Source organism: Oceanobacillus sp. AG (assembly GCF_009746545.1).
Classification (GTDB): Bacteria; Bacillota; Bacilli; order Bacillales; family Amphibacillaceae; genus Oceanobacillus; species Oceanobacillus indicireducens.
Genome location: NZ_WOWT01000031.1, coordinates 24375 through 50634 on the forward strand (window position 1 = coordinate 24375; position 26260 = coordinate 50634).

A 26260-nucleotide genomic window follows, 5' to 3' on the forward strand; every position below is an offset into this window, starting at 1 on the left:
CTGCTTTGTAAACATGGTAACATAGGTTATACTGAAAGTGATTCATACCTTTTCATAAGGAATAAAACAGTAAAAGGATGTTAGATATGAATATGAAACGAGATGGAGAGAATGTTCTAGACATGATAAAAGCCGGGATGAAGTTAATAGAACTTTATTCAGGCTTTTTCTTTTTCACACAGATTGAAGCTAAGATAAAAAAATAAAGACTTCTTTGTCGTTACATCGAATGTATATGATCATTTTAGATAAGCAGGATTTCCGGAAGATCGTCTTTTTGAAAGATAGGGTATAAAAATGGGTGCCATGCTATGATATATCTTAAAGATGACGCGCTAAGCAAAATGAGCACATCTTGCTCGCTTGGATATAAATTTCTTACGGACAAAAGAAGTGCATGAACTTGTTGACTTTGCAAAAGATATATTGCAAAAAAGGTGAAAAAACAAATGAGTAGGTGTAAAGTTTATTTATAGTACGGGTGTCCAAGCACCATTAGTCAGCTTAGGAGGAAATTATTATGAACAATTACAGTGATGATAGTCTTGCCCTTCATACGGACCTATACCAAATTAATATGGCAAAAGCTTATTGGGAAGATAATATTCATCATAAAAAAGCTGTATTTGATTTGTATTTCAGGAAGTTGCCATTTGGGAATGGATATGCAATATTTGCTGGGTTAGAACGAATCATCGATTATCTACAGACCTTTCATTTTTCCGAAAGTGATCTGGATTATTTAAAGGAGTTAGGCTACAAGCGAGATTTTATTGACTATTTACGAACGGTGCGCTTTACAGGGAATGTCCGTGCAATGAAGGAGGGCGAGGTTGTATTTAATAATGAACCAATTCTTCAAGTCGAAGCCCCGTTAATCGAGGCGCAACTAATTGAAACGGCTCTGTTGAATATCGTTAACTACCAAACGCTTATTGCAACGAAGGCCTCCCGGATTATGCAAGTTGCGGGGGACAAGCCGGCATCGGAATTCGGTACGAGACGCGCGCATGAATTTGATGCTGCATTATGGGGTACGAGAGCAACTTTTATCAGTGGCTTCTCTAGCACAAGCAATGTTCGAGCAGGCAAGCGCTTCGGTATTCCTATATCTGGAACGCATGCCCATTCGTATGTTCAGGCATATGAAGATGAATATATTGCTTTCCACAAATATGCAAAATCCCACAAGAATTGCGTTTTCCTAGTGGATACTTATGATACGTTAAAGTCAGGTGTTCCAACGGCAATCAAAGTTGCGAAAGAGCTTGGCGATAACATAAATTTTGAAGCGATTCGATTAGACAGTGGAGATTTAGCCTATCTCTCCAAGGAAGCAAGAAAATTATTAGATGAAGCAGGGTTTGTAGATACCAAAATCATCGCTTCAAATGATCTAGATGAATATACCATGATGAATTTAAACGCACAAGGAGCGAAAATCGACGCATGGGGTATTGGAACGAAAGTGATTACTGCTTTCGACCAACCAGCCTTGGGAGCCGTATATAAGATGGTAGCTATGGAAGATGAAAATGGCGAAATGACCGATCGGATCAAGCTTTCTTCCAGTCCTGAAAAGGTTACGACACCGGGACTAAAAAAGGTATACCGTATCATTAATAAATTTACAAATAAATCAGAAGGGGATTATATCGCCTTAAATTACGAACAACCTGAAAAAGAATCTAAACTTCATATGTTCCATCCCGTGCATACGTATATTGGAAGTTTTGTTACCAATTTCATCGCAAAGGATTTACATGAGGATATTTTTGTGGATGGTATACTTATGTATGAAAACCCACCACTCCAATAGATTCAATCTTACTCCAAGGAACAATTGAATCTATTATGGGAAGAATACAAGCGTTCCTTAAATCCGGAAGAATATCCAGTCGATTTAAGTCAGGCTTGTTGGGATAACAAGATGAAGCATATAGAAGAAATGAAAAAATATAGTTTTAAAAAATAACATATAGGAGCGGATTCAAATTGGTAAAAGAAGCGTTATTAATTGTTGATATGAGTAATGACTTTGTAGCAGACGATGGCCCATTAACTGTCGGTAAACCAGCACAAGAAATTGTACCTTACATTAAGGATTTGGCAACCGAATTTCTAGAAGCAGGAAAGATGGTTGTTGTATCGATGGATGCCCATCAGCCAAATGACCCTCACTTCGAATTATGGCCACCTCATAATATTGTCGGTACGGAAGGCCAGCAATTGTACGGGGAGCTCTATGATTGGTACGAAGCTAATCAGAATAATGAAAACCTAATATATTCGGCAAAGACTAACTATAATGCATTCTTCCAAACAGATTTGGCTGAAACATTCAGGAAGGCGGGTGTGGAGAAGGTTCATACCGTTGGGGTAACGACGGATATCTGTGACTTTTTAACAGTTTCAGGAGCAGATGCAGAAGGTTTTAAAACGGCGATTCACAAACGAGGTATAGCAACGTTTACAGATCTTGGGGAAACAATGGTTAATCATATGGTACGTTGTTTCCATACAGAAGTGATTGATTGAACCGCTCACGATTGAAGTTACAAGTGTGCTTGGCTTCTTAAGTATAGTATGATAACAAATACTTATCCTAGTGTAAGGTAAAAGGAATAGCAATGACGTTTGTGAAAGGGAAGAGTGACATGGGTGCGCATGAAACAATAAAGACAATTTCTGAAGAAGAAAGAAATCAAATAAAGTCGCTGCTTTTAAATTACTCGAAAGAAGAACTAGCGATTGTCTTACACCATTTTACTAAGTGTAAAGAAATGAAATAGCAAAGCAAAGGAGGTGGAGTATGCTAACGGAAGTTTCTATTATTCTAGCGTTTGGCGCAGGGGTATTATCCTTTGTATCACCCTGTGTATTTCCGCTCTATCCAGCATTCTTATCCTATATTACTGGAATGAGTGTGTCTGATGTACAAAGCGGTAAAATAGGAGGACAACGCAAAGCGATATTTCATACATTATTCTTTTTATTAGGATTTTCCATTATTTATCTCGTGCTGGGATTAGGGTCAACTGGAAGTGCCAGTTTAATTGAGACGTGGTATATACAATACGGAGATATCATCCGCCAGGTCGGCGCGATCTTCATCGTGTTTTTTGGTTTAGTTACAGTTGGGATCTTCACCCCGACCTTCTTGATGAAAGACCATAAACTAAACTTAAAAAACAAGCCATCTGGTTATCTAGGCACTGTGTTGATTGGTTTAACCTTTGCATTGGGCTGGACACCTTGTATGGGACCGATATTAGCAGCCACGTTAGCTCTTGTCGGCGCGAATCCGTCCCAAGGTATCTGGTACATGGGAGCTTATATATTAGGCTTTAGTATCCCGTTTCTGTTGATGGCATTTTTTATCGGGAAATTTACGTGGATTAAAAAATACAGTGGTGCATTTATGAAAGTCGGTGGAAGCATCATGATTCTAATGGGAATTATATTGTTTTTTGATATGTTCACTATTTTTAATTCATTATTTGCGCCAATTTTTGGGGATTTCCAAGGGTTTTAGTCTTTGGAGGGAAAGAAATATATTTATATCATCCAGTGAGTGAATCAAAACTTGAATTGCTTAGATCGATTCCCGTTTATTCAATTGAAATGCTTATGTTAAAAATGGTCCGACTTACGTTATACTATAAGGAACGATTATAACTTATGTATAAAAGGACGGTTACCAATGGCGAAGATCTTAATTATCGAGGATGATCCAAAGATTGCCGTACTCCTGCAGAGCCATTTGCAAAAATATGGTTATAACGCGGTAGTCGCAGAACAATTTGATGCAATAACGGAAGAGTTCCACAAAGTTCAACCGGATCTTGTATTATTGGATATTAATTTACCTAGCTTTGATGGTTTCTACTGGTGCAGGCAGATTAGACAGTTTTCAACCTGTCCGATCATATTCATTTCTGCCCGTTCAGGGGAGATGGATCAAGTCATGGCACTGGAAAATGGCGGGGATGATTATATTACGAAACCATTCGCTTATGAAGTCGTCGTTGCGAAAATTAAGAGTAACTTACGGAGAGCATACGGGGAATATGCACCAAAAGTGGAAGAGCGGAAGATTGAGCTGGACGGGCTTACTCTTTACGCGGAACGGATGGAATTAGTGAAAGGTGGAAACGTGATTACTCTAACAAAGAAAGAAGCTGTTTTGCTCGAAATGCTGTTGAGTCGTTCTCCGAGGGTTGTATCAAGGGAATTACTCCTCGAAAAGCTGTGGGATGACCAAGCTTTTGTTGATGAAAATACACTGAATGTGAATGTCACTCGCGTTCGGAAAAGGTTGCAGGAGTTAGGGATTCAAGATGCGATTGAAACGATTCGAGGTGCAGGCTACCGGCTCGTAGCGAATTGGGAGCACGGCTCATGAAGAAACTATTTTTTCGTGACCAGTTTCCGCTCATTTTTTTAAATATTATTCAGCTCACGGTTATGGTGCTTGTGCTCTGGTTAAGCGGCCTTCGTGAAGTGTCACTCATCTTTTATCTTTTATTTTTAAGCATCCTCTTTCTAACAGGTTATTTAGTATACCGTTACGTTACATTACGGAAATTTTACCAACGCTTGGCAAATCCGATTGCCTGGCTGGAGGAAGTGTTTGAAACATTTGACGAAGCTCCACTTTCTGCTGCCCTAAGCGAACTCTTAAAGACACAACATCGTTTATATATTAGCGAAATAGCACATGCGAACAGTAAGAAAAATGAACATATGACATTCATCAATCAATGGGTGCACCAGATGAAGACACCATTATCTGTCATCGAGTTGATTATCCAGGAATATGAAGATGAGCAAATTCTAAGTATCCGTGAAGAAACGGATAAGCTTGAAAAGGGATTGGAAATGGTTTTATATGCTGCTCGCCTAGAAGTGTTCGAACAAGACTTTCACGTGAAATCGGTCGGATTAAAGCGAGCGGTGGAACAAGTAATTCGCGATAATAAGCGGCTATTCATTAAGAACAGGGTTTACCCGGAGCTCGACCTTTCGGAAGTTCGTGTGGAGTCAGATGAGAAATGGTTAGTCTTTGTCATCAACCAGCTTATTACGAACGCTGTAAAATATTCGGCAGGGAAAGCACATAAGATTTATATCTCGGAAGCAAGGACTGCTGCAGGAGTTCAATTATTCATTCAAGACCATGGTGTCGGTATTCCGAAATCAGATATAAAACGTGTATTTGCTCCATTTTTCACAGGTGAAAATGGAAGGATTTATCGTGAATCGACGGGGATGGGACTTGCGCTAGTTCGAGATATATGTGACAACCTAGGACATACTGTGGAAATAGAATCTACGCCTGGAAAAGGGACATTAGTCAAATTAACATTCCCGAGTTAAGAAACCTTACAGAAATGTAAGCTAATTGAAAGCTAGACCGATGTTTAAAATTCCTCTTTTCTTTTACACTAGTTGTAGAAGGAAAGGGGTTTTTAGTATGGAAATTTTAAAAACACAAAACGTAAGCAAAGTATATGATGGAAAAGTAGCGCATAAAGCGCTTGAGGATATTGATTTAGTTATTGAGGAAGGGGAATTTGTTGGAATCATGGGTCCTTCGGGAAGCGGTAAGTCGACATTGCTCAATATGGTTGCAACGATTGACCAGCCAACTTCAGGCTCGATTCTTATCAGTGGCAAGAATCCGCTAGAGATGAAACATAATGAAATGGCAGAGTTCCGCCGCCGAGAATTGGGCTTTGTGTTTCAGGATTTTAATTTGTTGTCGACATTGACCGTGGAGGAAAATATTGTGCTGCCACTCACGCTTGAAGGAACAAAGGTCAAAGAAATGGAGAAGCGTGTCGCAGCAGTTGCTGAAAAGCTCGGCATCTTGGAAATTTTAAAAAACCGCACTTATGAAATCTCCGGTGGACAAGCACAGCGGACGGCCATAGCCCGAGCGATTATCCACCAGCCGAAAATGGTGCTCGCCGACGAGCCAACAGGTAACCTTGACTCTAAAGCATCCCGGACGGTAATGGAAATGCTTGAGCAAATTAATCGGGACGACCGGACAACGATGATGATGGTGACCCATGATCCAATCGCTGCAAGTCACACGCAGCGGGTTGTTTTTATTAAGGACGGGAAGCTATATAACGAGATTCAGCGTGGAGATAACCGTCAAGCTTTCTTTCAAAAAATAATTGATGTGCTATCGCTGTTGGGGGGAGATACAAGTGACCTTTCGTCAATTCGCGTTTAATAATGTCTTAAGAAATAAACGGGTCTATGCTGCTTATTTCCTTAGTAGCTTATTTTCAGTAATGGTTTTCTTTGTTTATGCGATTTTTGCCTTTCACCCGGCATTAAAGGAAGTGCATTCGAGCGTTACGGTAGGTCTGCATTTTGCTGAGGGAATTATTTATGTTTTTTCGTTCATCTTTGTACTCGTTTCGATGAGTGCCTTCCTTCATTCACGGAAGAAGGAATTCGGCTTAATGGTTATGCTCGGTATGACGAATAAGCAATTGCATAGGATGGTCTTTTTAGAAAATGTGTTGATCGGCTTCATTGCAACGATTTTCGGTGTGGGAATCGGGCTTGTGTTCGCGAAGCTCATCCTAATGACGGCGGAAACGGTGCTTGAGTTAAAAGAATCCTTGCCGTTTTATATGCCATGGGAAGCGATCTTGCTTACTTGTGGTGCATTCTTACTCTTGTTTGTTGTGATATCCTTCTTCACGGTGTTCATCTTGAAAGGAAATAAATTAATCGATTTGATCAAGGGAAGCGCTGTTCCGAAGAAAGAACCGAAAGCTTCTGTTCTCCTCTCGTTATTAGCTGCTATGTTACTGGCGGTTGGTTACGGGGTTGCATTAACAGTGAAAGGGGATCAAGTCGTATTCGCCATGATTCCTGTAACAATTATTGTCATTATCGGGACCTATTTCCTTTTCACTCAATTAAGTGTCTTTATGATCAATCGGTTGAAAAAACGAAAAGGGCTGTTTTGGAAAAAGACGAATCTCGTATTATTTTCCGATTTGGCGCACCGGATGAAGGATAATGCGCGCACCTTTTTCTTTGTTGCAATTGTATCAACGGTTGCGTTTACTGCGATAGGTACGCTTGTCGGTTTCCGGTTTATGATTACGAATAATATATTAGATGAACGTCCCTTTGCGGTAGAATATTATTCAGAGCATGGGGATGAACAAGAAACGGAACATATTGCAATTATTGAGGATAAACTTGATGGCATTACCTATCAGAAACTGCCTGTTCATATAAAAAATGTTTCAATTCCAAGTCTCGCCGATGATGGCTATAATCCACTAACGGGGATTATTTCCGAGTCGGAGTTTAATGCAATTGCTGAAGCAGCAGGACGGGGCGAGGAACAGGTTGCCTTAGATGGACAGGAGGCGGCTTACCTGTATTATCATAGTGCAATGCTTCCACCAAAAGAAGTGGAGGGGAAGCGAATGCTTGAATTTGCGGGTAATGAAGTAAATCAGATAACAGCATTCGGTTCGGCTCTGATTCGTACGTTTGAAAATTATTTAATTGTTGATGATGCATTTTATGATACAATCACTGACTTTGAGCAGGAAACCTTCTATGCCTTTCAAGTAGAAGATTGGAAAGCGACAGCGGATATAGGAGAACAGCTGCTAGAAGAGCTAGGGGTAAGTGACACGAATGGATATGGTGAGCACTTCACCTTTAGTAATCTTGGTTACGATTGGTATATTATCAATCAATCTTTCGGTACAGTTCTGTTTATCGGCTTATTCATTGGTGTTGTATTCTTCGTAGCAGCAGGTAGTTTCTTGTATTTCCGCTTGTATGCGGATTTAGAAAGTGAGCAGCAGAAGTTCGCGATGATTAGTAAAATCGGACTGACGGATAAGGAATTGTCGAAAGTGTTAACAACACAGCTTGCCTTACTGTTCTTTATTCCAATTATCGTAGCAGTTATCCATGGTGCAGTTGCTTTAACGGCACTAAAGAACATGTTCGCTACAAGTATGCTCGAAAGCTCTGTTCTTGTTCTTGGGAGCTTCACACTGATCCAAATTATTTACTATATCTTCATCCGTCATAATTATATACGGAGAATAAAAAAACATATTGTGAACTAAAAGGGAAATCCTAAGGTGGCCTTCGTGGCTGCATTAGGATTTTTTAGTGCATAAGAAACTATAAAACAAAAATAATAACATCGAACTACCTCCTATCCTAGGAGGCGCAGTTTGTACGTTGCTACGACTACTGGATGTGCTAATGCAAACGCCCTTCGGTGGGACGAGTAATCGCAGTCCCAGGTGTTGCGAAACGAATCGCGTTTTTAACCTGCGAGGGCGCTTCCGCCTTTGTTTGTGCAAGCAGATGAATGGTGTTCGTGAAATGATGTATTATACTAGGCAATAGATTAAAAAAATGTTGGAAAGGGATCGATAAAATGAAGTTAAGCATACTGGATCAAGCTCCGATTACAAAAGGAAACCGAGCATCTGATGCCTTAAAGAAAGCGGAAGAGTTGGCTATCTTAGGGGATGAATTAGGGTACCATCGGATGTGGATGGCAGAACACCATAACACGAACACGCTTGCAAGTTCCGCACCGGAAATCACCGTCGCCCATTTAGCCGCAAAGACAAAAAACATCCGGATTGGAACAGGCGGTATTATGATGATGCATTATTCTCCATTGAAAATGGCTGAAGTGTTTAAAACATTAAGTGCTTTTTCTCCAGGGAGAATAGATTTCGGAGTAGGAAGAGCTCCTGGGGGCGATAATTATTCTATCTATGCCTTATCAGAAGGAAGGCAGCCGATGGTCCATAATATGTATGAAAAATTAGAAACAGCACTTCAGCTCATCAGCGACGAGGTCCCAGACGATCCGTTATATCAGCGAATGATTGCCTCCCCGTATCAAGTCACTTTACCAGAAGCATGGTTACTCGGTTCAACAGGTGATAGTGCAACACAGGCCGGACGCAGCGGTGTTGGGTATTCCTATGCACAGTTTTTCACCGGGGAGATGGAAAAAGAAGTTTTTGATATATATAAGAACAGCTTCGAACCTTCCAGTTTCATGGATAAACCGGAGATTAATGTCTGCTACATGGTGACGACTGCGGAAACGAAAGAAGAAGCAGAATACGAAGCGAAACCGCAGGATATTTGGCGTCTGCTTTTCGAGAAGGGGAAAAATATACAAGTCCTTACACCGGAAGAGGCAAAAGATTACCCATTAACAGAAGTGGATAAGATGAAGATTCAAGATAATCGTAAATTGCACCTTGTGGGCAGTGCGCAAGAAGTGGCAGCAACGTTAAGGGAGCAGCAGGAGCAGTATGGCTTTGATGAAGCGATGATTGTGAGTATCCCGCATTCGCAGGAGAAACGGTTGGATGTGTATCGGTTGCTTGCGAGAGAATTGTTGTAAATAAAAGATTAAGAGGGCTTAGAAAGTTTTATACGAGATGACATCACAAATCTTAAAGGGGGCTTTCGTATGGAGGAGTGGCGAGGAGCCGCTGGCGTCTGTATAAATGAAAAAAGCGAGTTATTGATGGTTTTGCAAGGTGCGCCTGACGAGAGAAGAACATGGTCCATACCTTCTGGTGGAAAAGAACGGAATGAGACATTTGAAGATTGTTGTATAAGGGAGGTAGAAGAGGAAACGGGATATAAAACAGAAATTATCAAAAAAATGAAAGTGAAAAAAAGAAAATATGAAGCATATAATATTTCTGCAGAAGTCCATTTTTTCTTAGTAAAAATTATTGGCGGTACTAGAAGTATTCAAGATCCTGATCAACTCATTCATGGGATAACCTGGAAGAATGTACAAGAAATAAAAGAACTTGAATTATCGTTTCCGGAAGATCGGGAATTTCTAATTGAATGTTTAATGAAATAAACAAGAATGCATTCCCGCCGCTTCAATAGGATTTAATTTACGTTAATTTTATAAAAACCTTTTTCTTACCTCAGGGGAAGGGATTGCACAGCTTTCCTTTTTCCCAAACCATTTATATCTGAGCGACTACATCATAAAATAAGTCCCGAACTGGACGTGGCATCATGATAAAGGCATACGCTAATTTCCAAATGCCTGATAACTCCTTGGCAATCCGTAGGGCAGCACTCGATTTAAGGTGGGCTTTCCCGTCAGCAATAAGCACCATGCTGTCGAGGTTCTCAGAAAGTTTGTATGCAGCTAAAAGTTGTTTTCCTGTTGCACTTTGGAGGGAAGCGAATGAGAAAATAGCTTTTGGATCTCTTTTAATAATAAACTGGACGCTCGCATCGCAAAAGTGGCATTCACCATCAAATAATATAATGTTATTCATACACGGTCGCTCCTGTAATTTGTTATAATCATTATATGATGAATCCGCAGTTTCTACAATGTATTCCCACGCATTATCACTTGTAAAACCTGTACTAGTCCGATATGATATAATTATGAAATACTTAATTTGTTTGGTCAGTCAATTAATTGATATAACAAGATGGAGAGGAATCTTTATTTTTTTAATTAAGTAGTTTAGGGAAATAGATTAAGTTTTCCCTTTAGGTTCCGGATGTAATCTTGAATACCAGTTATATTAATGGAAGTTATGTTTAGATAGAGCATTTATAATAATATAAAAACCACAATCTATGAGAGGAATGGGAATAATATGGCACAACAATTTGGTGTAATTGGCTTAGCTGTCATGGGTAAGAACCTGGCAATGAATATTGAGAGCAGAGGTTATTCCGTTGCAGTGTATAACCGTACATACGCACGAACAGAGGAATTCTTAGCAAACGAAGCAAAAGGCAAGAATTTTGTTGGCGCAGAAACAATTGAAGAATTTGTAAATTCCCTAGAGAAGCCACGTAAAATCATGTTGATGGTTCAAGCAGGACCAGCTACAGACGCGACAATCGAATCATTACAACCGTATTTAGAAGAAGGCGATATTCTAATCGATGGTGGAAACACACTTTATGAAGATACAATGCGTCGTAATAAAATGTTGGACGAAACAGGTATTCACTTCATCGGTACTGGTGTATCTGGTGGGGAAGAGGGCGCTTTAAAAGGTCCATCTCTCATGCCAGGCGGACAGAAGGAAGCTTACGAACTTGTTGCACCTATCTTTGAAGCAATCTCCGCAAAAGTTGAAGGCGACCCATGTGTTACGTACATTGGACCAAATGGAGCAGGTCACTTTGTGAAGATGGTTCATAACGGGATTGAATATGGCGACATGCAATTAATCGGAGAAGCATACTTTATTCTAAAACATGTTCTTGGCATGGAAGCTGACGAATTAAGTGAAGTATTCGCTGAGTGGAACAAAGGCGAACTTGACAGTTACTTAATTGAAATCACTGCAGACATCTTCAAGAAGAAAGATGACGAAACAGGCAAAGCGCTAGTAGAGGTAATTATGGACAAAGCTGGTCAAAAAGGAACTGGTAAATGGACAAGTAAGAACGCCCTTGACCTTGGAGTTCCGCTACCACTTATTACAGAGTCCGTCTTTGCTCGCTTCATCTCTTCCTTGAAAGATGAACGTATTGCAGCAAGCAAAGTGTTGTCTGGCCCATCCCCATCCCCATCCCAGTTTGATGGTGACCGCAAGGAATTGATTGAAAAGGTACGTAAAGCTCTATACATGAGTAAGATTGTTTCCTATGCGCAAGGTTTTGCACAAATGCGTGCAGCATCTGAAGAGAACAGTTGGGACCTTCAGTATGGTGATATTGCAATGATTTGGCGCGGGGGATGTATTATCCGTGCAGACTTCTTGCAAAAGATCAAAGATGCTTATGATAACAATGCAAACTTAGCGAACTTAATGCTAGACCCATATTTCAAAGAGATTGTGGAAGGCTATCAAGATGCATTGCGTGAAGTTGTTGCACTTGCAATTAAGCATGGTATTGCTGTACCAACATTCTCAAGCGCAATTGCTTACTATGACAGCTACCGTGCGGAAGACTTACCAGCAAACTTAATCCAAGCACAACGCGACTACTTTGGTGCTCATACGTACGAGCGTAAAGATAAAGAAGGAACGTTCCATACGAACTGGTTCTAATTAAAAAAACGAGTCAATTCATTTTGAATGACTCGTTTTTATTTCAACTTTTACTTACTAAGCTATAACTTCCTCCCGGGAGAAGACCACTTCTTTGACTTCAAAAAAGTTCTGGATTGCAAGCGCACTTGCCCCTAAAACACTAGCATCTTTTCCAAGGTCAGATAAGACGATTTGGCCATACACACTGACTGAAGACTTCAAGTTTGCGACAATCTCTTCAATCGCATTTGGATATACCTTCAATAACTCACTGTTAATAATCAATGTTTCAGGATTATAGGAATTAATCATATTGTTTAATCCAATGGATATATAACTGATAAAGTTCTTCATTACATCATAAGTTTCTGGATCTTCTGCAGCCAGTAATTGCTTAATGTCATGATAATTTAAGTTCGGGCGGTCAAGCTTTTCCATCAACTGTGAAAAGACAACCGACTCTGCTGCATAAAGTTCCCAACAGCCTGAGTTACCACAACTGCACTCTTGCCCAAACGGGGAGATAATCATATGACCAATTTCTCCAGCATAACCATCGTGTCCCTTTACAAGTTTACCATCGTTAATAATTCCTGCCCCAATCCCCGAACCCAGTACGATACCAAGCATGTTATCGCTATCAGGATATTTATAAACTCTTTCAGCAAAAATGGAAAGGTTCGCTGTATTTTCAATCGAAATATCTATATCGATTTCCCTTTCAATATCTGATTTCAAGTCCTTGTTGCTCCATTGCAATCTCGGAATGAATTGAATCCATTCATCGTTATTTACGGTACCGTGCACACCGATGATCGTTTGAACAAGTCCATAATGACTTGTAGAATACTTTTCCTTGTAATTGCGGATTTCTTCAACAAGAATATAAAGGACTTCTTCGTACACTTCTGTATGGATCGCCATTGTATTGACTTCCACTATATTTCCTTGTAAATCGGCAATTTGAAATTTAATTTCTTTAAAGTCGAGATCGATACCGAGAACATAACCAGCATTTCCATTAATGGAAAGCATAATCGGACGCCTGCCGACTGTGTTATGTTCCTGTTGTGTTTCTTGCACGAGCTTTTCGTTCAATAAATCAGCAACTTGGACGGAAATCGTTGCTTTATTTAAGCCTGTTATCTTAGCAATTTCCGCTCGTGAAATAAATTCATGCTCAATAATTTTTTGCAAAATCAGCGACCTGTTTATTTTTTTTATATAGGCGCCATCCCCAATAACCATTTCGGTTCCCCCTTCATACGTCTGGATGATCCATCATGAATTGTAAATATCTTAATGTTTATTTAAGATAATGCAAGTGCTTTCATCCCTCGTAATTATTATAACAAATCCTCTAATTCTGTGGGGTAGAACACAAATAGAAATTGATAGACTTCAAACAAACGAGTAAAGATGTTTTAAAGATTAATCATGGCTTCTCTTGAGTTATAAAGCGTTTACATGTAATGTTAAGTATATATTAATTTTGTTGGTTTGGCAAACAAATAAGGGTGTTTATTTAAAATGCAAAGAATTGGTTACTATAAAAGAAAGTTTTATTTCTGCATAAGTTCAACAAGCATTCGCCGTAAAGGCTTGGCGAAATGTCAAGTTTTTTAATGTAATACATAGAAATTATTCGGTACATAGGTTAAAATGTAAGTCACTACATATAAACTTAAAAAGGAAGTCGAATCATGCTCTATCGTGTCCAGTTGTTTAAATTTTTCACATCAATCTATGACCATATCTTTCGGATTAGACAAGCGGAAAAACTATCCAACGTTAGAAAAACTAGTACTCTATTGATTCTCGCAACGATAATTATCTATGGATGGATGGCTTATTTAGGCATCGGCAGTTCCATTTTGTCGGGAGGAGTAGCGGAACTTGGTGCAATGAAATATGAAACGAGTAAATTATGGTTTGTCATTGGACGAATGATCTATGGTGCCCTATTTGCCGCGTTCCTTCTTTTTATACCGAGTCTGATCTTCTACTTGATTACAGAAATACCGTACGGGAAACTCGTCATCATGCAGCAAGTCGTGCTTGCGGTCATGTTGATCGAAAGGCTTCTATGGATTCCTCTTGCCTTATTTGCAGGACTGGATTGGTTTGTATCCCCGCTATCCTTTGGAATCATCGCTTCCTATATTACGGAAATCGATTGGTTTATTTATTTCTTTGGTGCAATTACGTTGTTTCAATTTTGGATTATTTGGTTCCAATACCGGTTTTTACATACGCTCTCTGAAGTCGGAAGTCGAACGTTATGGGCATTTATCTTGTTGCTCCATGTTCTCGGTTGGGTTCTTGCGGGAACCATTGCATTCGCTGATTCTTATATGATAGGTCGGTGGTTTGAATGAGGAGAAGTCGCTTTATTCAATTAGGAATACTTGTATTTATAGCTGTAAATTTACTGCTTGTCTACTTAGACGACGAAGCACGGGTCGATCGGGTCTCTTATGTGAATAAATGGTCGGAAAGCGTCACTGCGGATTTAAAGCGGGAGCTGTATAAACCAGTTGTCTTAGCGGCTGCAGATGAAGAGGAGATTTACTTTGACAGGACGGAAGGAATTTTCCAGCAGTTTCTTGTGTCAGTTGGAGAAGAAGTGACACCGGGTTCAAGCTTATTCACCTTCCGTGTGGAAAACTATTATGAAACCGAATCGGATTTACTCCAGGAGCTGGAACGTGTGCAAGGAGAAATCACTGCCACTGAACAAGCGATTTCTCAAATGAAGGCATACCAAATTCCTGCGAATGAATTTAATCCATCGAGTTCCGTTTTGATTACCGAGGAAGATATTTTCGTTGAGCTTCCAGAGTCACCGGTTGAAGCAGAATTGATGAAAGAACAATTTATCGCGGAGAAAGAACAAGAATTAGCAGCAAAAACGATTGAATTGACGACATTGGAAAATCAATTGGCAGAACTTCGTGATACAGGGGATATGATTACATATGAGAGTCCTTTCGGAGGGAAAATAAAACATATCTCAACAGATCTTAGCAATCCATTGATTGTTATTGAAAGTACAGAACTCCATGCAACAGGTGATTTGAGTGAAGCGGAACGGTTGGAAGTGGAAGAAGGCATGAATGCTGTTTTACAACTGGAGGAAACGGATGTTCTTCTAGAAGGTGCGGTGGAGTCGCTTGGTGATTCCCCTGCTGAACTTAACGTAGAAAAAGAAAGTATTTACCCGTTTTCTGCGAGTTTCCAAGAAGATACTTTAGAAGAAGAAATGGAGGACGAGGAAACGGAAGCAGAGGCTGAAACTGAAATAGAAGCAGAGCTATTACCAGGCTACCATGGAACGCTTGCGATTACACTTGAAGAATCGCTAGGTGCGACCACTATTTTTGAGGATGCTTTATTAAATGGGTCCGTTTGGCAAATGACCAGTGCTGGTAGGCTGGAACAGAAGGCAGTCGAGACCGGACTATATGAAGATCAAAAATTTGAAATAAACTCCGGACTAGATGTGGCTTCGACGCTAGCTGAAGCTCCAGTTCGCCAACTTAGAGAAGGAGCATCTTACATTACCCCGTTAAAATGGAAGCAAGTAACGAAAGAATCGTTTCATATGAAGGGGAATAACTGGTTGCAGCCATTTGTCAGTGGTCTATTAGCGAGATAAAAGTAAGTTTTGAATCGTAAAAAATCAAAAAGTAAATGAAATAGAGGTGCAATCACGCATATGGATTGTACCTTATTTTTGTTGATATATAAATGAGATGGTAGTAGTTATTCCTCCCGTCACTGTGAACGAATTGGAAAACAGAAGGCAGGATTAAGAACCTTGGAGTGAAATAAAAATTAATTATTATTTAAATAATTGGTATTCAATTGGAACGGAGAAAATAATTGATATAGAGTTAGAACCCTATCATTAGATTTATTGTGGAATTAAGCTATTTCATAAAATTTGATATGTTGATTTTTTCTGACAATTATATTAATCTAGGAGGTAGTAGGATTTTAACAGTTGCACATTGCCTATATAAATTAGATGACGAAAAATTGATGGAAATTATGATGAAGTATCAAGTGTGCCACATCAATAAAGTTACCGGCGGAATATATAAATACATTAGCAAATCAATATGATTTCGGAGTTATTGATCTCGCTGACGATCTGTCGTCAAGTGTTGGTGTGTTAGATTTAGAAGTTGCAACCAATAGGAACGTGAAGATTGGTGGATACCCTGCAGATTTAGGACAAAGACAATACATCATGAGTGGTCCTGCTACCTTAGAAAGTAATGGTAGACTGCATTATACGATTGATACTTTTGGGGGTCAAAGCGGGGCACCTATTTTAGATAATGTTAATAATCGGATTATTGGTGTTCATTCAGCCGGTTACAGGGATTTGGATTTAAACTTGGGGGCTGCATTAGATTCAATAAAAATTTTATTTATAAAACGTCCATAAAGTAAAGAAGGTAATCGGATGCGCAAAATTATATATTCACTCATTGCAATCTCCCTGCTGTGCATAATCGTATTTATCAATTATGAATTCAAACCATTGGAAAACAAAGATCCTAAACCTACAGTAAATTCTGATAACGGAATGGTGAATCAAGAACCAGAGAGTCCAAGTATAACAACAGTAACAGGTTATTTCTTTTTTGATTATGTCGATATACGTGAAAGATTAGCGGGAGATGCGGAAGAAGAATATTATTATTATATGGACAGGTATTTCCAAACATACTCTTTTGAATTAATCACTCCTACAGAAGATACGGACGAAAAGACTGACACAGGGGATGACTATGAAGATTACTTTAAAGAGAGAGGGATGGATATCCTTTCTCTTCCGAATAAACTCACAAATAAAGATGGGCTTTTTTTCAAGAACGGCGACTATATCTCAGTCGAAATAGAAGGACCTATAATGGAATCTTTTCCAGCACAGGCGAAAATAACAAAAGTAGAAAGAATAGCCCCATGTACGGTTTATAGGTAGCATGAAACATTGCTATTTTAGCGCGATAAGAAAAAATAGTAAAAGTCCTAGCTAGTTTGAATGTGGTGCGCAATCCCCTGGTATACGTTCGAATTCGAACGACAACTGAGAATTGCGCACTATTCCTGACCGAACCCACACCACAACTGGAATTTAAGCATCAGCCCTAAAACAAATTCACATTACAACTGTAAAATTCGCACCAGCCAAGAATACCATTTGTTTTATTCAACCTATATAGATTTATTTTCATCTATATCGCCTAAATGTTCGCCGCTTTGTGAAGTTCTGTAGCGTTGCGGATTTTATAGCGATGATAAATAACAGTGATACTTGCTCCAAGCATCAGGATAAGCCCTGTCAGGAAGAACCATGTCATGAGAATGATCACCCCACCAAGTGTCCCGTATGTTGCCGAATAGTTACCAAAATTACTTACATAAATTGAAAATCCGAATGAAATAATCTGCCAAAGCAGACTAGCAACTAAAGCTCCAGGGATAATATGCTTAAAGGAAATCTTCTTATTCGGTGCAAAGCGGTACAACAACATGATAAATGTCGTAAGAACAATGATACTAATCAGCCAGCGCAAGATATGCAGCAAAACCCCCATTCCTGTGGTCAATCCGATAACCGATCCAACTAATCGTAAAATAACGTCTCCGAGAACCGGTAAAAGAATCGCGACAATGACAGAAATAATCAGTCCGATTGTGAGACCAAGTGAAATTAAGTGAACAGTAATAAACGAGCGGGTTTCCTCCACATTAAATGCTTCATTCGATGATTTAATGAATGCATTAATCCCGCCTGATGCCGACCATAATGCACCGATGATCCCGACGGTTAGTAATCCGCCTCTTGGGGTTTCGACTAGGCTGACAATATTTTCTTCAAATAAAGAGGCGATTTCTCCAGGTAAGACGGTAGAGAAGAAACCGAGCGCGTCGTCTGCTGAAATATTGAAATAAGGAATAATTGCAAAGCCGACGATCAATAATGGAAAAATCGCCAACAGGAAATAATAAGCCAAGGCGGCAGCTAGGAATGTAATATTATCTTCTTTAAGCTTCTGCAATAATTCTTTTCCAAATCCTTTTATTTTACCCATTATCCATTAACCTCCAGTAAACTTCCTACTATAGACTCTATACCCCGCCTGTTTTGAAAATAATCTTTTTGAAAAAGAGAGGCAGGGAAGTGAAACGTTAAAAGTTTTAATTACACCATCTAGTGGTATAATATCACTATAATAGATGCCTGAATATGTGGATGATGCTAAAGGAGGGGGACAGTACATATGGGACTTATTTATCTTAGTATTTTACTTGTAGCCATCGCCTTTCTGATCACGGTCGTTTATATTTGTTTCGTCCTAAAGCGTGTGACGAACACAATGCAAACGTTACGTGGAACATTAGGTAGTGCCGAAGAGCGGGTCGAGAAGATGACGCCAGTTCTTTCGCAGACGATAAAAGAGACGGATGAGTTAATGGCTGATGTAACGGAAAAGGTCCAAGCAACGGACAGTATGTTTGACTCGATCCAATTATTCGGTGAGTCTGTTCAATCTGCCAATACTGCGCTACAAAATGGGTTAGGCAATTTAACGGACGAGGAAATGGATCGTAAAGTAAAGCCGTTTATCGAAGGGATAAAATGGAGTGAAGTTGCAGTGCAATTGTATGGCACGTGGAAAGGCAAGCAGCCGAAGCAAAAGAATGAACTTATGATTCAAGAAGAGCATGATATAGTAGAAGTAACAGGGAGAGAGGGATAGACATGACATTAGTTGGTGTAGGAGTATTATTAATTGGTGTTGCATTTCTTGTGTTAGCTGTGTTCGTAGCTCATGTGTTGAATAATTTGGCTGGTGTCTTGGCCGGAGTGGATAAAACTGTTCAGCAGCTGCCTGGACAGCTCGATGATATGTTGAATGAAACATCTAATATTATTCGGGAGAGTAATCAGACTTTAGCTGACGTAAATGTGAAAATGGAGCAATTGAGCCCATTATTCTATATTGTGGGTGATGTAGGGAATGCAACAAGAAAGTTTACATCATCTTTAGTGGACGTAACCGACTCGATGAAAGAGAAGAGTGAGGCAGGTAAAGGTATTGCCGATACGAATAAATTAGGTGGTATATACGGTTCTTTCGCATTAGGATATTACTGGCTGAAGCGACGCCAACAATTAAAGAATGACGATGCTGAAGGGGAATTTACTGGTGGTAACTAAAAATCTAATCTGTTCGATTGCTAGTGGCATTGTGAGCGGTGCAGTGCTTGCTGTTGTGGCAAATTACCGGGATGAGCATGCGGACGCTCCCTCATTACTTGAAAAAGCGCAAACGTGGGAAAGAAAGCTCTACCAGGATGGTGCAGAGCGCGCGGACCTGATTGAGAAGATTAAACAAGATGCGCGCTTAGTCGCAAAGGAATAATAAAAATGCATGGTACCTGTTTTTCAGCGGATACCATGCATTTTTTTAATTAATGATTATTCGTTGTCGATTACATTTCTCTCTTTACTGAGTTCTCTAGCCTTCAGGATAACCATCATCCCTAGGGTGGCCGCACCATACAAAGCTTCCAAATTTTTCCTTGTGGCGAACGTGCCAGTTTCTTTCCTTTCGAAGTCTTCCACAGCATTCACCATATTAGAGGAGAGTTCATGTGTTGCTCTACCTACATCTCCAACAAGGTAAAAGATAGGAGTCAGTTCCTTTAATTGTCCATTTATTTGCTGAAGCGTGTCTACACCAGTATGGAGGGCCGCATTTGCTTGGTTGCTAATATCTTTTACCGTCTCAGGAAGATCCTTCGTTGTGTCTTTTACGTCAGCTAAAATAGCAGCTATCTTATGAAGCGGTTTAATTAATATCCCAGTCAATGCTAATAGGGCAATTCCGATGATGATTAATCCGATCCCAATCCAAATCATCGTAAAAACTCCTCTCCGTCATTATATATTTATCATACCACGTTAACCTTATTATAAAACGAAACTTTCTTCCGTGGAAGTTTTTGCTCCTTCACCCTAGCTTACCACATATCCCTAGTCATAATCCCTTCCAGTCACCCATAAAATTTTAATAACATACTCAACTTACGCAGTCTATGTGGAAAAAATGTGGATTGCTTTCATTCGGCGTAAGCGTTTTACACGTTCTCCAGAATGGCTCTCTAATCACCGTTTAGTTTCCCGATGATCGGATGCGCATCCTAAGGCACAGCTGAAGCCTCCTTGGGCTACCCACCGTCCACCGGGAAACTGAACTGGTAAAGATGATTATGATGAATGGAGATTATTTTAGCACGATGAAGATTGTACTTCTGAAATGTTAAATAGTGCTCCGAATTAAGATTTTCCTCGGAGCAGTCCAGACACCTCGAGACTCCTGCGGGAGGCCGGCTAAGTACGGTCACGTCCTGTGACCAATGCCGGCATTAGAACTTCCTGTTCGTCGATAGGCTTGGTGAGACCCCGCAGTGGGCTTGCCTACGAGGAGGCTCACCAGCCGCCCGCGGAAAGCGAGAGGTGTCTGGACTGCGAACCTCCAGGTAAAAGTTGCGCTTACGCTGAATGAAAGTAATTAGCAGGTAGTTGAGTAATATAGTAAAGGTGGCGACGGGATGGAGCGTCTTTTTAAAGTTGGGACATGGCTCTTTGGTTTGTTTATCTTAGTGTATTTGATTCAAATGCCGATTGAGGAGACGGATACGACTTGGGCGTCTTGGTCACTCCCATTATCAGGAAAAGTGATTGTTCTTGATCCGGGACATGGCGGGCCCGACGGAGGGGCGGTTGGCAAGGATGATACAGTAGAAAAAGATATTGCGCTGATGGTTACGAAACAACTGCAGCGCTATTTACAACAGGCAGGTGCGCTGGTTTATTTAACCCGAGAAGCGGACGAGGATCTTGCTCATGAAGATACGAAAGGACTCTCCCGCAGAAAATCGGAGGACATAAGAAATCGGCTTCAATTTATTGAGGGTAAGCAGCCTGATTTATTTTTGACCATCCATTTGAATGCTCTACCTTCAGAGAGATGGCGGGGAGCCCAGACATTTTATTATCCATCTTTTGAGGAAAATGCACATCTTGCTCGTATGATCCAAGCGGAAATTAGGGGTAATCTAGAGAATACAGACCGGGAGGCGCTAGAGATTGATGGAATTTATCTGTTGAAACATGCAGAGGCACCAGGTGCTCTTGTTGAAATTGGTTTTTTATCAAATGTTGAAGAGCGGGAGTTATTGAAGCAGAAGGACTATCAGGAACAGATGGCAGCAAGTATTTACCGGGGGTTACTACGCTATATTACAGAGCCAGCTGAAGCGGAAGAGTGAAACCGTCATCACAATGCATTTTACTTAGGTTTTCAGTTGTTTATGTTATACTTGAGGATGTACATAAATGCAGATAAGGATGGTGACAACATTGCTAACAAAAGAACAGGTGATGGAACTCTTAGGTCCGGTAAGGGATCCATTTATACATACAACATTAGCAGAAACAGACGGGATTAAGAACGTTACCATTAGGGAGGAAAAAAAGCACGTCAGTGTGAAGATTGGAATTTCCAAACTGAATACCGGCGAACAGATGCAGATGCAACAAGAAATTGTTGGGATTCTAAAGAAAAATGGTGCGACAACCGTAGGACTACGTTTCGAACAATTGCCAGATGAAATCATACGAGAACATCAACCAGCTGTCGATCAGGCGAAAGAAGCTTCCTTAATGGGTGGTGTGAATCCGCACTTTATTGCAGTGGCATCTGGTAAAGGTGGTGTCGGTAAATCGACAGTAACCGTTAATCTTGCAACAGCGCTTGCACGGCTCGGAAAGAAGGTTGGGGTTATTGATGCCGATATCTACGGGTTCAGTGTTCCAGATATGATGGGGATTGAAGAACGTCCAATCGTCCGCGGGAAAAAGATTATCCCAGTGGAACGCTTCGGTGTGAAAGTCATTTCTATGGGCTTCTTTGTTGAAGATAACTCGCCGATCATATGGCGCGGTCCAATGCTTGGTAAGATGCTGAATAGCTTCTTTTCTGAAGTGGAGTGGGGTGACTTGGATTATCTATTGCTCGATCTCCCACCAGGGACAGGAGATATTGCAATGGACGTTCATGAGCTTCTTCCAACTTGTAAGGAAGTAATCGTTACAACACCGCATCCGACGGCCGCATTTGTTGCCGCCCGCGCTGGTCAGATGGCAATGAAGACGAACCATGAGATTCTCGGAGTTATCGAGAATATGTCTTACTTTGAAAGTAAAGTGACGGGGGAAAAAGAACATGTCTTTGGTAAAGGCGGCGGGAAAAAGCTCGCTGAGGTATTGAAGACGAAAGTACTTGGCCAACTACCGCTCCAGCAACCATATATGGATGATGAAGTATTCGCGCCATCCGTTTATCAAGAAGACCATCCAACTGGACAGGAATTCCGCCGAATCGCTGCGAAAATTGTTGCCCAAGTGGAAGAATGAAAATAAAAAAGAGCCTGAGGGCTCTTTTTTATTTTAACCGCCTTTAACCGCCTTTAACCGCCTTTAACCGCCTTTAACCGCCTTTAACCGCCTCCACCACCAGCGCCAGCTCCTTGTTCATTTTGTGTTTCGGCACCTTGTTGCTCATCACCACCACCCTGTTGCCGCTGGTTGTTCTCCTGACCTCCACCATTTTGTTTTGCTTGTTCTTCAGCGGCTTTTAGAAGAATTTCTTGGATTCTTGCTTGGAATAGCGGGGTTTCCAATGTTTGCTGGATTGTTTCTTCCAAATGAGCGCGAAATTGCTGACTTTTTAAGGTTGCCAAGATCAATGCTGTTACCTCTGGATTCTGCAGTAATTCGAGCACCTGCTTTTGATATTCTGCATCATGCATTAAATTCTTCATCCATTTTGTTTGCTCTTTTTGAATAGCTTCTGTATATCCTTTGACAAAACTTGGATCCTTGAAGAGTGATTGCCACATTTCCTTTCCCTTGTCACTCACTAATACTTCATTTATCGCAGATTTCACTTCATCGGATTGGATTGTAAGTTCTTGCTTCACTTTCTCATCTTGGAATAATTCGGTTAATGCTTTTTTACCATCTTCAGTCTGCAAGATATCGACAACCATCTTTTTTGTCTGCTCATAATCTGCTTGATCCTTTGCCGCCTGATTCCCGCCACAAGCTGTTAGGGGAATAATGAAGAGAATGAGGAAGAAAAGCTTTTTCATGATGAACCACCTTTCATTTTATGTCCAGCTCCCGTGCCGGCGACTAGCGGATTTCCAGCACCTCTGTGTAAAAGGAAATCCGATAAACGCTCACGTATGTGGCAATATTGAACTACCCTTCGTCCTAGAAGGCACAATGTGTACGTCGCTACCCGGGCGCTTTGCTTTTAGTTATAATATGATTGACAAATTTACCAACTATACAGTTAAAATGAGGAAAAAAGCTGCTGTTCGTGTTAAAATACAAACATACGCATGGAAAGTGTAGGAGGATTTACATTGAATATTCGTAAATTGATTAAGTTTTTATTCAATACGTTAGTCATCGGTGGAGCTACTGGTATTATTATAAGTTTTTTTGTTAAGTGGGATACATATGCTGCCTATCTTAATCCAATCAATTGGATGGAATTATTAGGATTACTGACATTTTTTGTTGGTTTAGGCTTTACTTTCGCTGTTGTCAGTATGACTGGATATTTTGCTTACTTATATATTCACCGGTTCGGAATTAGTTTATTTCGTTCTTTTTGGCCAGCAGTGCAGATTGTGTTAATCGTATTTGTATTATTTGATTTAATTTATTTCCCATACAGAGGGTCTGATGGGGAAATAGGAATATATTGGTTGATTTTTGGCACCTTACTCTTCTACCTTTATTCTTGGTTTGTCGCCAAGCTAAAACAGAAAGAAACAAATAAATCTGCTTTTATTCCGACATTGTTTTTCATGATTGTCATTACAACGTTAGAATGGACGCCGGCTCTTATGGCGGAAGGTCCGGATTACGTCTGGTTAATGTTTGCCCCGTTACTTGCATGTAATACGTACCAAATCATTGGCCTACACCGAATCGCAAACCGTGTAGACGGCAAGTCTAAGAAAGACCCAGCTAGAAAAGAAACAACAACACCGAAAAAGAATGTCAAACAAACCGCAACAACAAAAGCGTAAAAAAGCTTGAGTCTATAGGAAAGGCTCGGCTTTAATATATGATATAACCTAAATTATTCACCTGTATAAGCCTTTTGCTAGGGAGAGAAAGATCAACGAGTTAAAGAAGGGCATCAATATAAGGGAAAAACGACTAAATTTAGAAGTAAGAAGTCTTCGGAAAGGTTATATGTATTTGGCCGAGCTCAAAGTCTTAACGGGAAAATATCGATCATCAAGTGCATTACCGCTCAGACTCCCTTTGAGTGATCAATTAGGAAATGTGTATAAGCTTGGCCATGGATTAACTTAATAAAAATGAAGCAAAAAGCGCCGGACCAAATTTTGAGGTTGGCGCTTTTCTATTAAGAAAAAATACCCTGTAGAAACTGTAGGTCTCCTTTTATCACGCATTAACGGTCTATAATACCCCACCCCTAAACAGGAGGAAGCCCAAGATGTGAAGTGAAGGTGGGGGATATACAGTCTGTAAATCCCTGATTCCGTTCCACTAAGATTCAGTGGGGGAGGTAGGAAACGGTAGGAAACCCCCCGCTGAATGAAGTTTCACTTTATGGTGGTGAGAACAGAGGGATGGTTATCCCAATCTGAAAAAATTACTCAATCAACTCAATATCGGCATGGGCTTGACTGATTAACTCGCTAATTGGTACAAAATTTAATCCTTTACTTTTCAAACCAGGTAGAATTGTTTCTAGAGCGGAGGCCGTCTGTTTGACCCTATCGGATGCGTGAAGCAGAATGATATCTCCATTCGTTGTATCATTCATAACAACATCTACAATGTTTTCTGTACCTGGGTTCTTCCAATCATTTGGATTGATATTCCAGTGCACCACTTCAAATCCCATTGATTCAGCAAGATCCAGAATCTCTTCATTAAACCGTCCGCTAGGAGTCCGAAGTAAGTTGATATCTTCAAATCCAAGCTTTTCAAATGCTTCTTGAGCAAGGAATAAGTCTCTCCTCACTTCTTCCAAATCCTGTTCTACATAGCTTTTATATCTATACCCGAGTATTCCAATTTCATGTCCATCCTCTGTGATTTTTTCAACAATGGCCGGATGACGCTCTGCCCACTCTCCACTTAGGAAGAAGGTTGCTTGTACTTCTTCCTGTTTCAATGTATCGAGGATATCATGAACTTTCTCCTCTCCCCAACTGATGTTAAAGGTAAGTGCAATATTCGGTTCTTCCACGCTCCCCTTTGTTAGTGCAACTTCATCACTTGCGTTACTGCCAAGTATGTTGGATTGAAATATGAAAAAACCAGCGGCTAATAGCAATACAAGACTAAGCGTGAAATATCTTCTTCTCTTTTTAAAGCTGAATACATAGAAATGATCCATTTTCGTTCCTCCTTGGATAACTTGTCCTTACTTCATCTATATGATGGGAAACTAAAAAAATGAAAAACATCATGTAATGAGCTGGGTTTAGAAGAAAGTTTAAAAAGATGTTGTATGAAGAGAAAATTCGGGAATAGTAAATTAACATGAAAATCTATAAATAACCGACGAAATTCTGCTTAACCCGCATATATGCGTATAATTATATTAGGTAAAGGAAGAAATGGTGAAAAAAGTTAATATGTTTGGAGTGAACAGGAATGCTGGGATTATTAATAAATGAAATGGAACAAAAGGAAATGGAGTATTTAATCAAACGGGAGTTAGAAGAACTATTAATGGATTTGGAAGACAATCGTATCGACGCATTACTGAAGAAGTCGATGAGAGAAAGGTATGAAAAACTCTTTCAACTTCTGTTGCGTGTGGCTAGCAAAGAAGATTGCCTGCCATATATACCGGCTAGAAGTCAGTATAAGAAAAGCTGAAAAAGATGATTTATTAGTTTGGGCTTCATTGTAAAATGAAATGCAACAGCTAAATAAATAGAAAGCCATCGTGAAACCACGTATAGTTAAAGTTGACCAAAACCATAAACATACGGAGGTAAATCACGATGACTCACTCTCATTCTAA

At 40.1% G+C, this 26260-nt stretch carries 26 protein-coding genes and 2 pseudogenes; 22 read left to right on the top strand and 6 right to left on the bottom strand.

Annotated features, from left to right (window positions below):
• The first annotated feature begins 520 nt into the window (after window positions 1-520).
• The 10 genes and pseudogenes from GN217_RS15230 (at window position 521) to GN217_RS15275 (ending at window position 9919) form a co-directional block, all read left to right on the top strand.
• Window positions 521-1975: pseudogene (locus GN217_RS15230) on the top strand (nicotinate phosphoribosyltransferase).
• A gap of 20 nt (window positions 1976-1995) precedes the next feature.
• Window positions 1996-2538 (top strand): cysteine hydrolase family protein, encoded by a 543-nt coding sequence (locus GN217_RS15235; protein WP_156857512.1) that lies wholly within the window; start codon window positions 1996-1998, stop codon window positions 2536-2538.
• 92 nt (window positions 2539-2630) lie between these two features.
• Window positions 2631-2792, top strand: a complete 162-nt coding sequence (locus GN217_RS15240) for a hypothetical protein (protein ID WP_156857513.1) — start codon at window positions 2631-2633, stop codon at window positions 2790-2792.
• Between the two features lie 20 nt (window positions 2793-2812).
• Window positions 2813-3535, top strand: a complete 723-nt coding sequence (locus GN217_RS15245) for a cytochrome c biogenesis CcdA family protein (RefSeq protein WP_156857514.1) — start codon at window positions 2813-2815, stop codon at window positions 3533-3535.
• 168 nt (window positions 3536-3703) lie between these two features.
• The gene (locus GN217_RS15250; protein ID WP_156857515.1) at window positions 3704-4405 is read left to right on the top strand and encodes a response regulator transcription factor; all 702 of its coding nucleotides are present in this window, start codon (window positions 3704-3706) and stop codon (window positions 4403-4405) included.
• Entirely contained in the window at window positions 4402-5379 is a 978-nt protein-coding gene (locus GN217_RS15255) for a sensor histidine kinase (RefSeq protein WP_156857516.1), read from the top strand. Before GN217_RS15250 ends, GN217_RS15255 begins: the two co-directional genes overlap by 4 nt.
• A 97-nt stretch (window positions 5380-5476) precedes the next feature.
• Entirely contained in the window at window positions 5477-6247 is a 771-nt protein-coding gene (locus GN217_RS15260) for an ABC transporter ATP-binding protein (protein WP_188858300.1), read from the top strand.
• The gene (locus tag GN217_RS15265) at window positions 6222-8129 is read left to right on the top strand and encodes an ABC transporter permease (protein ID WP_156857517.1); all 1908 of its coding nucleotides are present in this window, start codon (window positions 6222-6224) and stop codon (window positions 8127-8129) included. The genes GN217_RS15260 and GN217_RS15265 overlap by 26 nt, the downstream gene beginning before the upstream one ends.
• 320 nt (window positions 8130-8449) lie before the next feature.
• The gene (locus GN217_RS15270; protein ID WP_156857518.1) at window positions 8450-9442 is read left to right on the top strand and encodes an LLM class flavin-dependent oxidoreductase; all 993 of its coding nucleotides are present in this window, start codon (window positions 8450-8452) and stop codon (window positions 9440-9442) included.
• 69 nt (window positions 9443-9511) lie between these two features.
• Window positions 9512-9919 (top strand): NUDIX hydrolase, encoded by a 408-nt coding sequence (locus GN217_RS15275; RefSeq protein WP_156857519.1) that lies wholly within the window; start codon window positions 9512-9514, stop codon window positions 9917-9919.
• 48 nt (window positions 9920-9967) lie between these two features.
• Here GN217_RS15275 and GN217_RS15280 read toward each other — a convergent pair.
• A pseudogene (locus tag GN217_RS15280) lies at window positions 9968-10352 on the bottom strand (thiol-disulfide oxidoreductase DCC family protein).
• 333 nt (window positions 10353-10685) lie between these two features.
• Here GN217_RS15280 and gndA point away from each other — a divergent pair.
• A complete protein-coding gene (gndA, locus tag GN217_RS15285; RefSeq protein WP_156857520.1) occupies window positions 10686-12098 on the top strand; it encodes an NADP-dependent phosphogluconate dehydrogenase in 1413 nt (470 codons plus the stop codon).
• A 57-nt stretch (window positions 12099-12155) separates the two neighbouring features.
• Here the strand turns inward: gndA and GN217_RS15290 are convergent, their stop codons facing one another.
• On the bottom strand, window positions 12156-13328 hold the full coding sequence (locus tag GN217_RS15290; RefSeq protein ID WP_156857521.1) for an ROK family transcriptional regulator: 1173 nt from the start codon (window positions 13326-13328) through the stop codon (window positions 12156-12158).
• A gap of 455 nt (window positions 13329-13783) precedes the next feature.
• Here GN217_RS15290 and GN217_RS15295 point away from each other — a divergent pair, with 455 nt between their 5' ends.
• From GN217_RS15295 to GN217_RS15310, 4 genes are all read left to right on the top strand, one after another.
• On the top strand, window positions 13784-14458 hold the full coding sequence (locus GN217_RS15295; RefSeq protein ID WP_156857522.1) for a hypothetical protein: 675 nt from the start codon (window positions 13784-13786) through the stop codon (window positions 14456-14458).
• On the top strand, window positions 14455-15738 hold the full coding sequence (locus tag GN217_RS15300; RefSeq protein WP_156857523.1) for an efflux RND transporter periplasmic adaptor subunit: 1284 nt from the start codon (window positions 14455-14457) through the stop codon (window positions 15736-15738). Before GN217_RS15295 ends, GN217_RS15300 begins: the two co-directional genes overlap by 4 nt.
• Before the next feature lie 549 nt (window positions 15739-16287).
• Window positions 16288-16536 carry a trypsin-like serine peptidase gene (locus GN217_RS15305; protein WP_156857524.1) on the top strand — a complete coding sequence of 83 codons (249 nt, stop codon included), beginning with the start codon at window positions 16288-16290 and terminating at the stop codon, window positions 16534-16536.
• An 18-nt stretch (window positions 16537-16554) separates the two neighbouring features.
• Window positions 16555-17076, top strand: a complete 522-nt coding sequence (locus GN217_RS15310) for a DUF3221 domain-containing protein (protein WP_156857525.1) — start codon at window positions 16555-16557, stop codon at window positions 17074-17076.
• Between the two features lie 262 nt (window positions 17077-17338).
• Here GN217_RS15310 and GN217_RS15315 read toward each other — a convergent pair whose 3' ends face one another.
• On the bottom strand, window positions 17339-18190 hold the full coding sequence (locus GN217_RS15315) for a YihY/virulence factor BrkB family protein (RefSeq protein WP_156857526.1): 852 nt from the start codon (window positions 18188-18190) through the stop codon (window positions 17339-17341).
• Between the two features lie 189 nt (window positions 18191-18379).
• Here GN217_RS15315 and GN217_RS15320 point away from each other — a divergent pair, with 189 nt between their 5' ends.
• From GN217_RS15320 to GN217_RS15330, 3 genes are read left to right on the top strand one after another with little or no spacing between them, the layout of a single operon-like run.
• Window positions 18380-18859 carry a DUF948 domain-containing protein gene (locus tag GN217_RS15320; protein WP_156857527.1) on the top strand — a complete coding sequence of 160 codons (480 nt, stop codon included), beginning with the start codon at window positions 18380-18382 and terminating at the stop codon, window positions 18857-18859.
• Window positions 18860-18861: 2 nt separating this feature from the next.
• Window positions 18862-19320, top strand: a complete 459-nt coding sequence (locus GN217_RS15325; RefSeq protein WP_156857528.1) for a DUF948 domain-containing protein — start codon at window positions 18862-18864, stop codon at window positions 19318-19320.
• Window positions 19310-19525 (top strand): hypothetical protein, encoded by a 216-nt coding sequence (locus GN217_RS15330; RefSeq protein ID WP_156857529.1) that lies wholly within the window; start codon window positions 19310-19312, stop codon window positions 19523-19525. Before GN217_RS15325 ends, GN217_RS15330 begins: the two co-directional genes overlap by 11 nt.
• 56 nt (window positions 19526-19581) lie before the next feature.
• Here the strand turns inward: GN217_RS15330 and GN217_RS15335 are convergent, their stop codons facing one another.
• Entirely contained in the window at window positions 19582-20025 is a 444-nt protein-coding gene (locus GN217_RS15335) for a DUF948 domain-containing protein (RefSeq protein ID WP_156857530.1), read from the bottom strand.
• Between the two features lie 692 nt (window positions 20026-20717).
• Between GN217_RS15335 and cwlD the strand changes: the two genes are divergently transcribed.
• Complete coding sequence (gene cwlD, locus GN217_RS15340) at window positions 20718-21437, top strand: N-acetylmuramoyl-L-alanine amidase CwlD (protein ID WP_156857531.1); 720 nt, start codon at window positions 20718-20720, stop codon at window positions 21435-21437.
• 91 nt (window positions 21438-21528) lie between these two features.
• A complete protein-coding gene (locus tag GN217_RS15345) occupies window positions 21529-22584 on the top strand; it encodes an Mrp/NBP35 family ATP-binding protein (protein WP_156857538.1) in 1056 nt (351 codons plus the stop codon).
• 83 nt (window positions 22585-22667) lie between these two features.
• Here GN217_RS15345 and gerD read toward each other — a convergent pair whose 3' ends face one another.
• A complete protein-coding gene (gene gerD, locus GN217_RS15350; protein WP_156857532.1) occupies window positions 22668-23321 on the bottom strand; it encodes a spore germination lipoprotein GerD in 654 nt (217 codons plus the stop codon).
• A gap of 279 nt (window positions 23322-23600) precedes the next feature.
• On the opposite strand from gerD, the gene GN217_RS15355 reads away from it, so the two are divergent.
• Window positions 23601-24275, top strand: coding sequence for a KinB-signaling pathway activation protein (locus GN217_RS15355; RefSeq protein WP_156857533.1), 675 nt, complete (start codon window positions 23601-23603; stop codon window positions 24273-24275).
• Window positions 24276-24871: 596 nt separating this feature from the next.
• Here the strand turns inward: GN217_RS15355 and pdaB are convergent.
• The gene (gene pdaB, locus GN217_RS15360) at window positions 24872-25624 is read right to left on the bottom strand and encodes a polysaccharide deacetylase family sporulation protein PdaB (RefSeq protein ID WP_156857534.1); all 753 of its coding nucleotides are present in this window, start codon (window positions 25622-25624) and stop codon (window positions 24872-24874) included.
• A 260-nt stretch (window positions 25625-25884) separates the two neighbouring features.
• Between pdaB and GN217_RS15365 the strand changes: the two genes are divergently transcribed.
• On the top strand, window positions 25885-26112 hold the full coding sequence (locus GN217_RS15365; RefSeq protein WP_156857535.1) for a hypothetical protein: 228 nt from the start codon (window positions 25885-25887) through the stop codon (window positions 26110-26112).
• Window positions 26113-26260 lie beyond the last annotated feature (148 nt).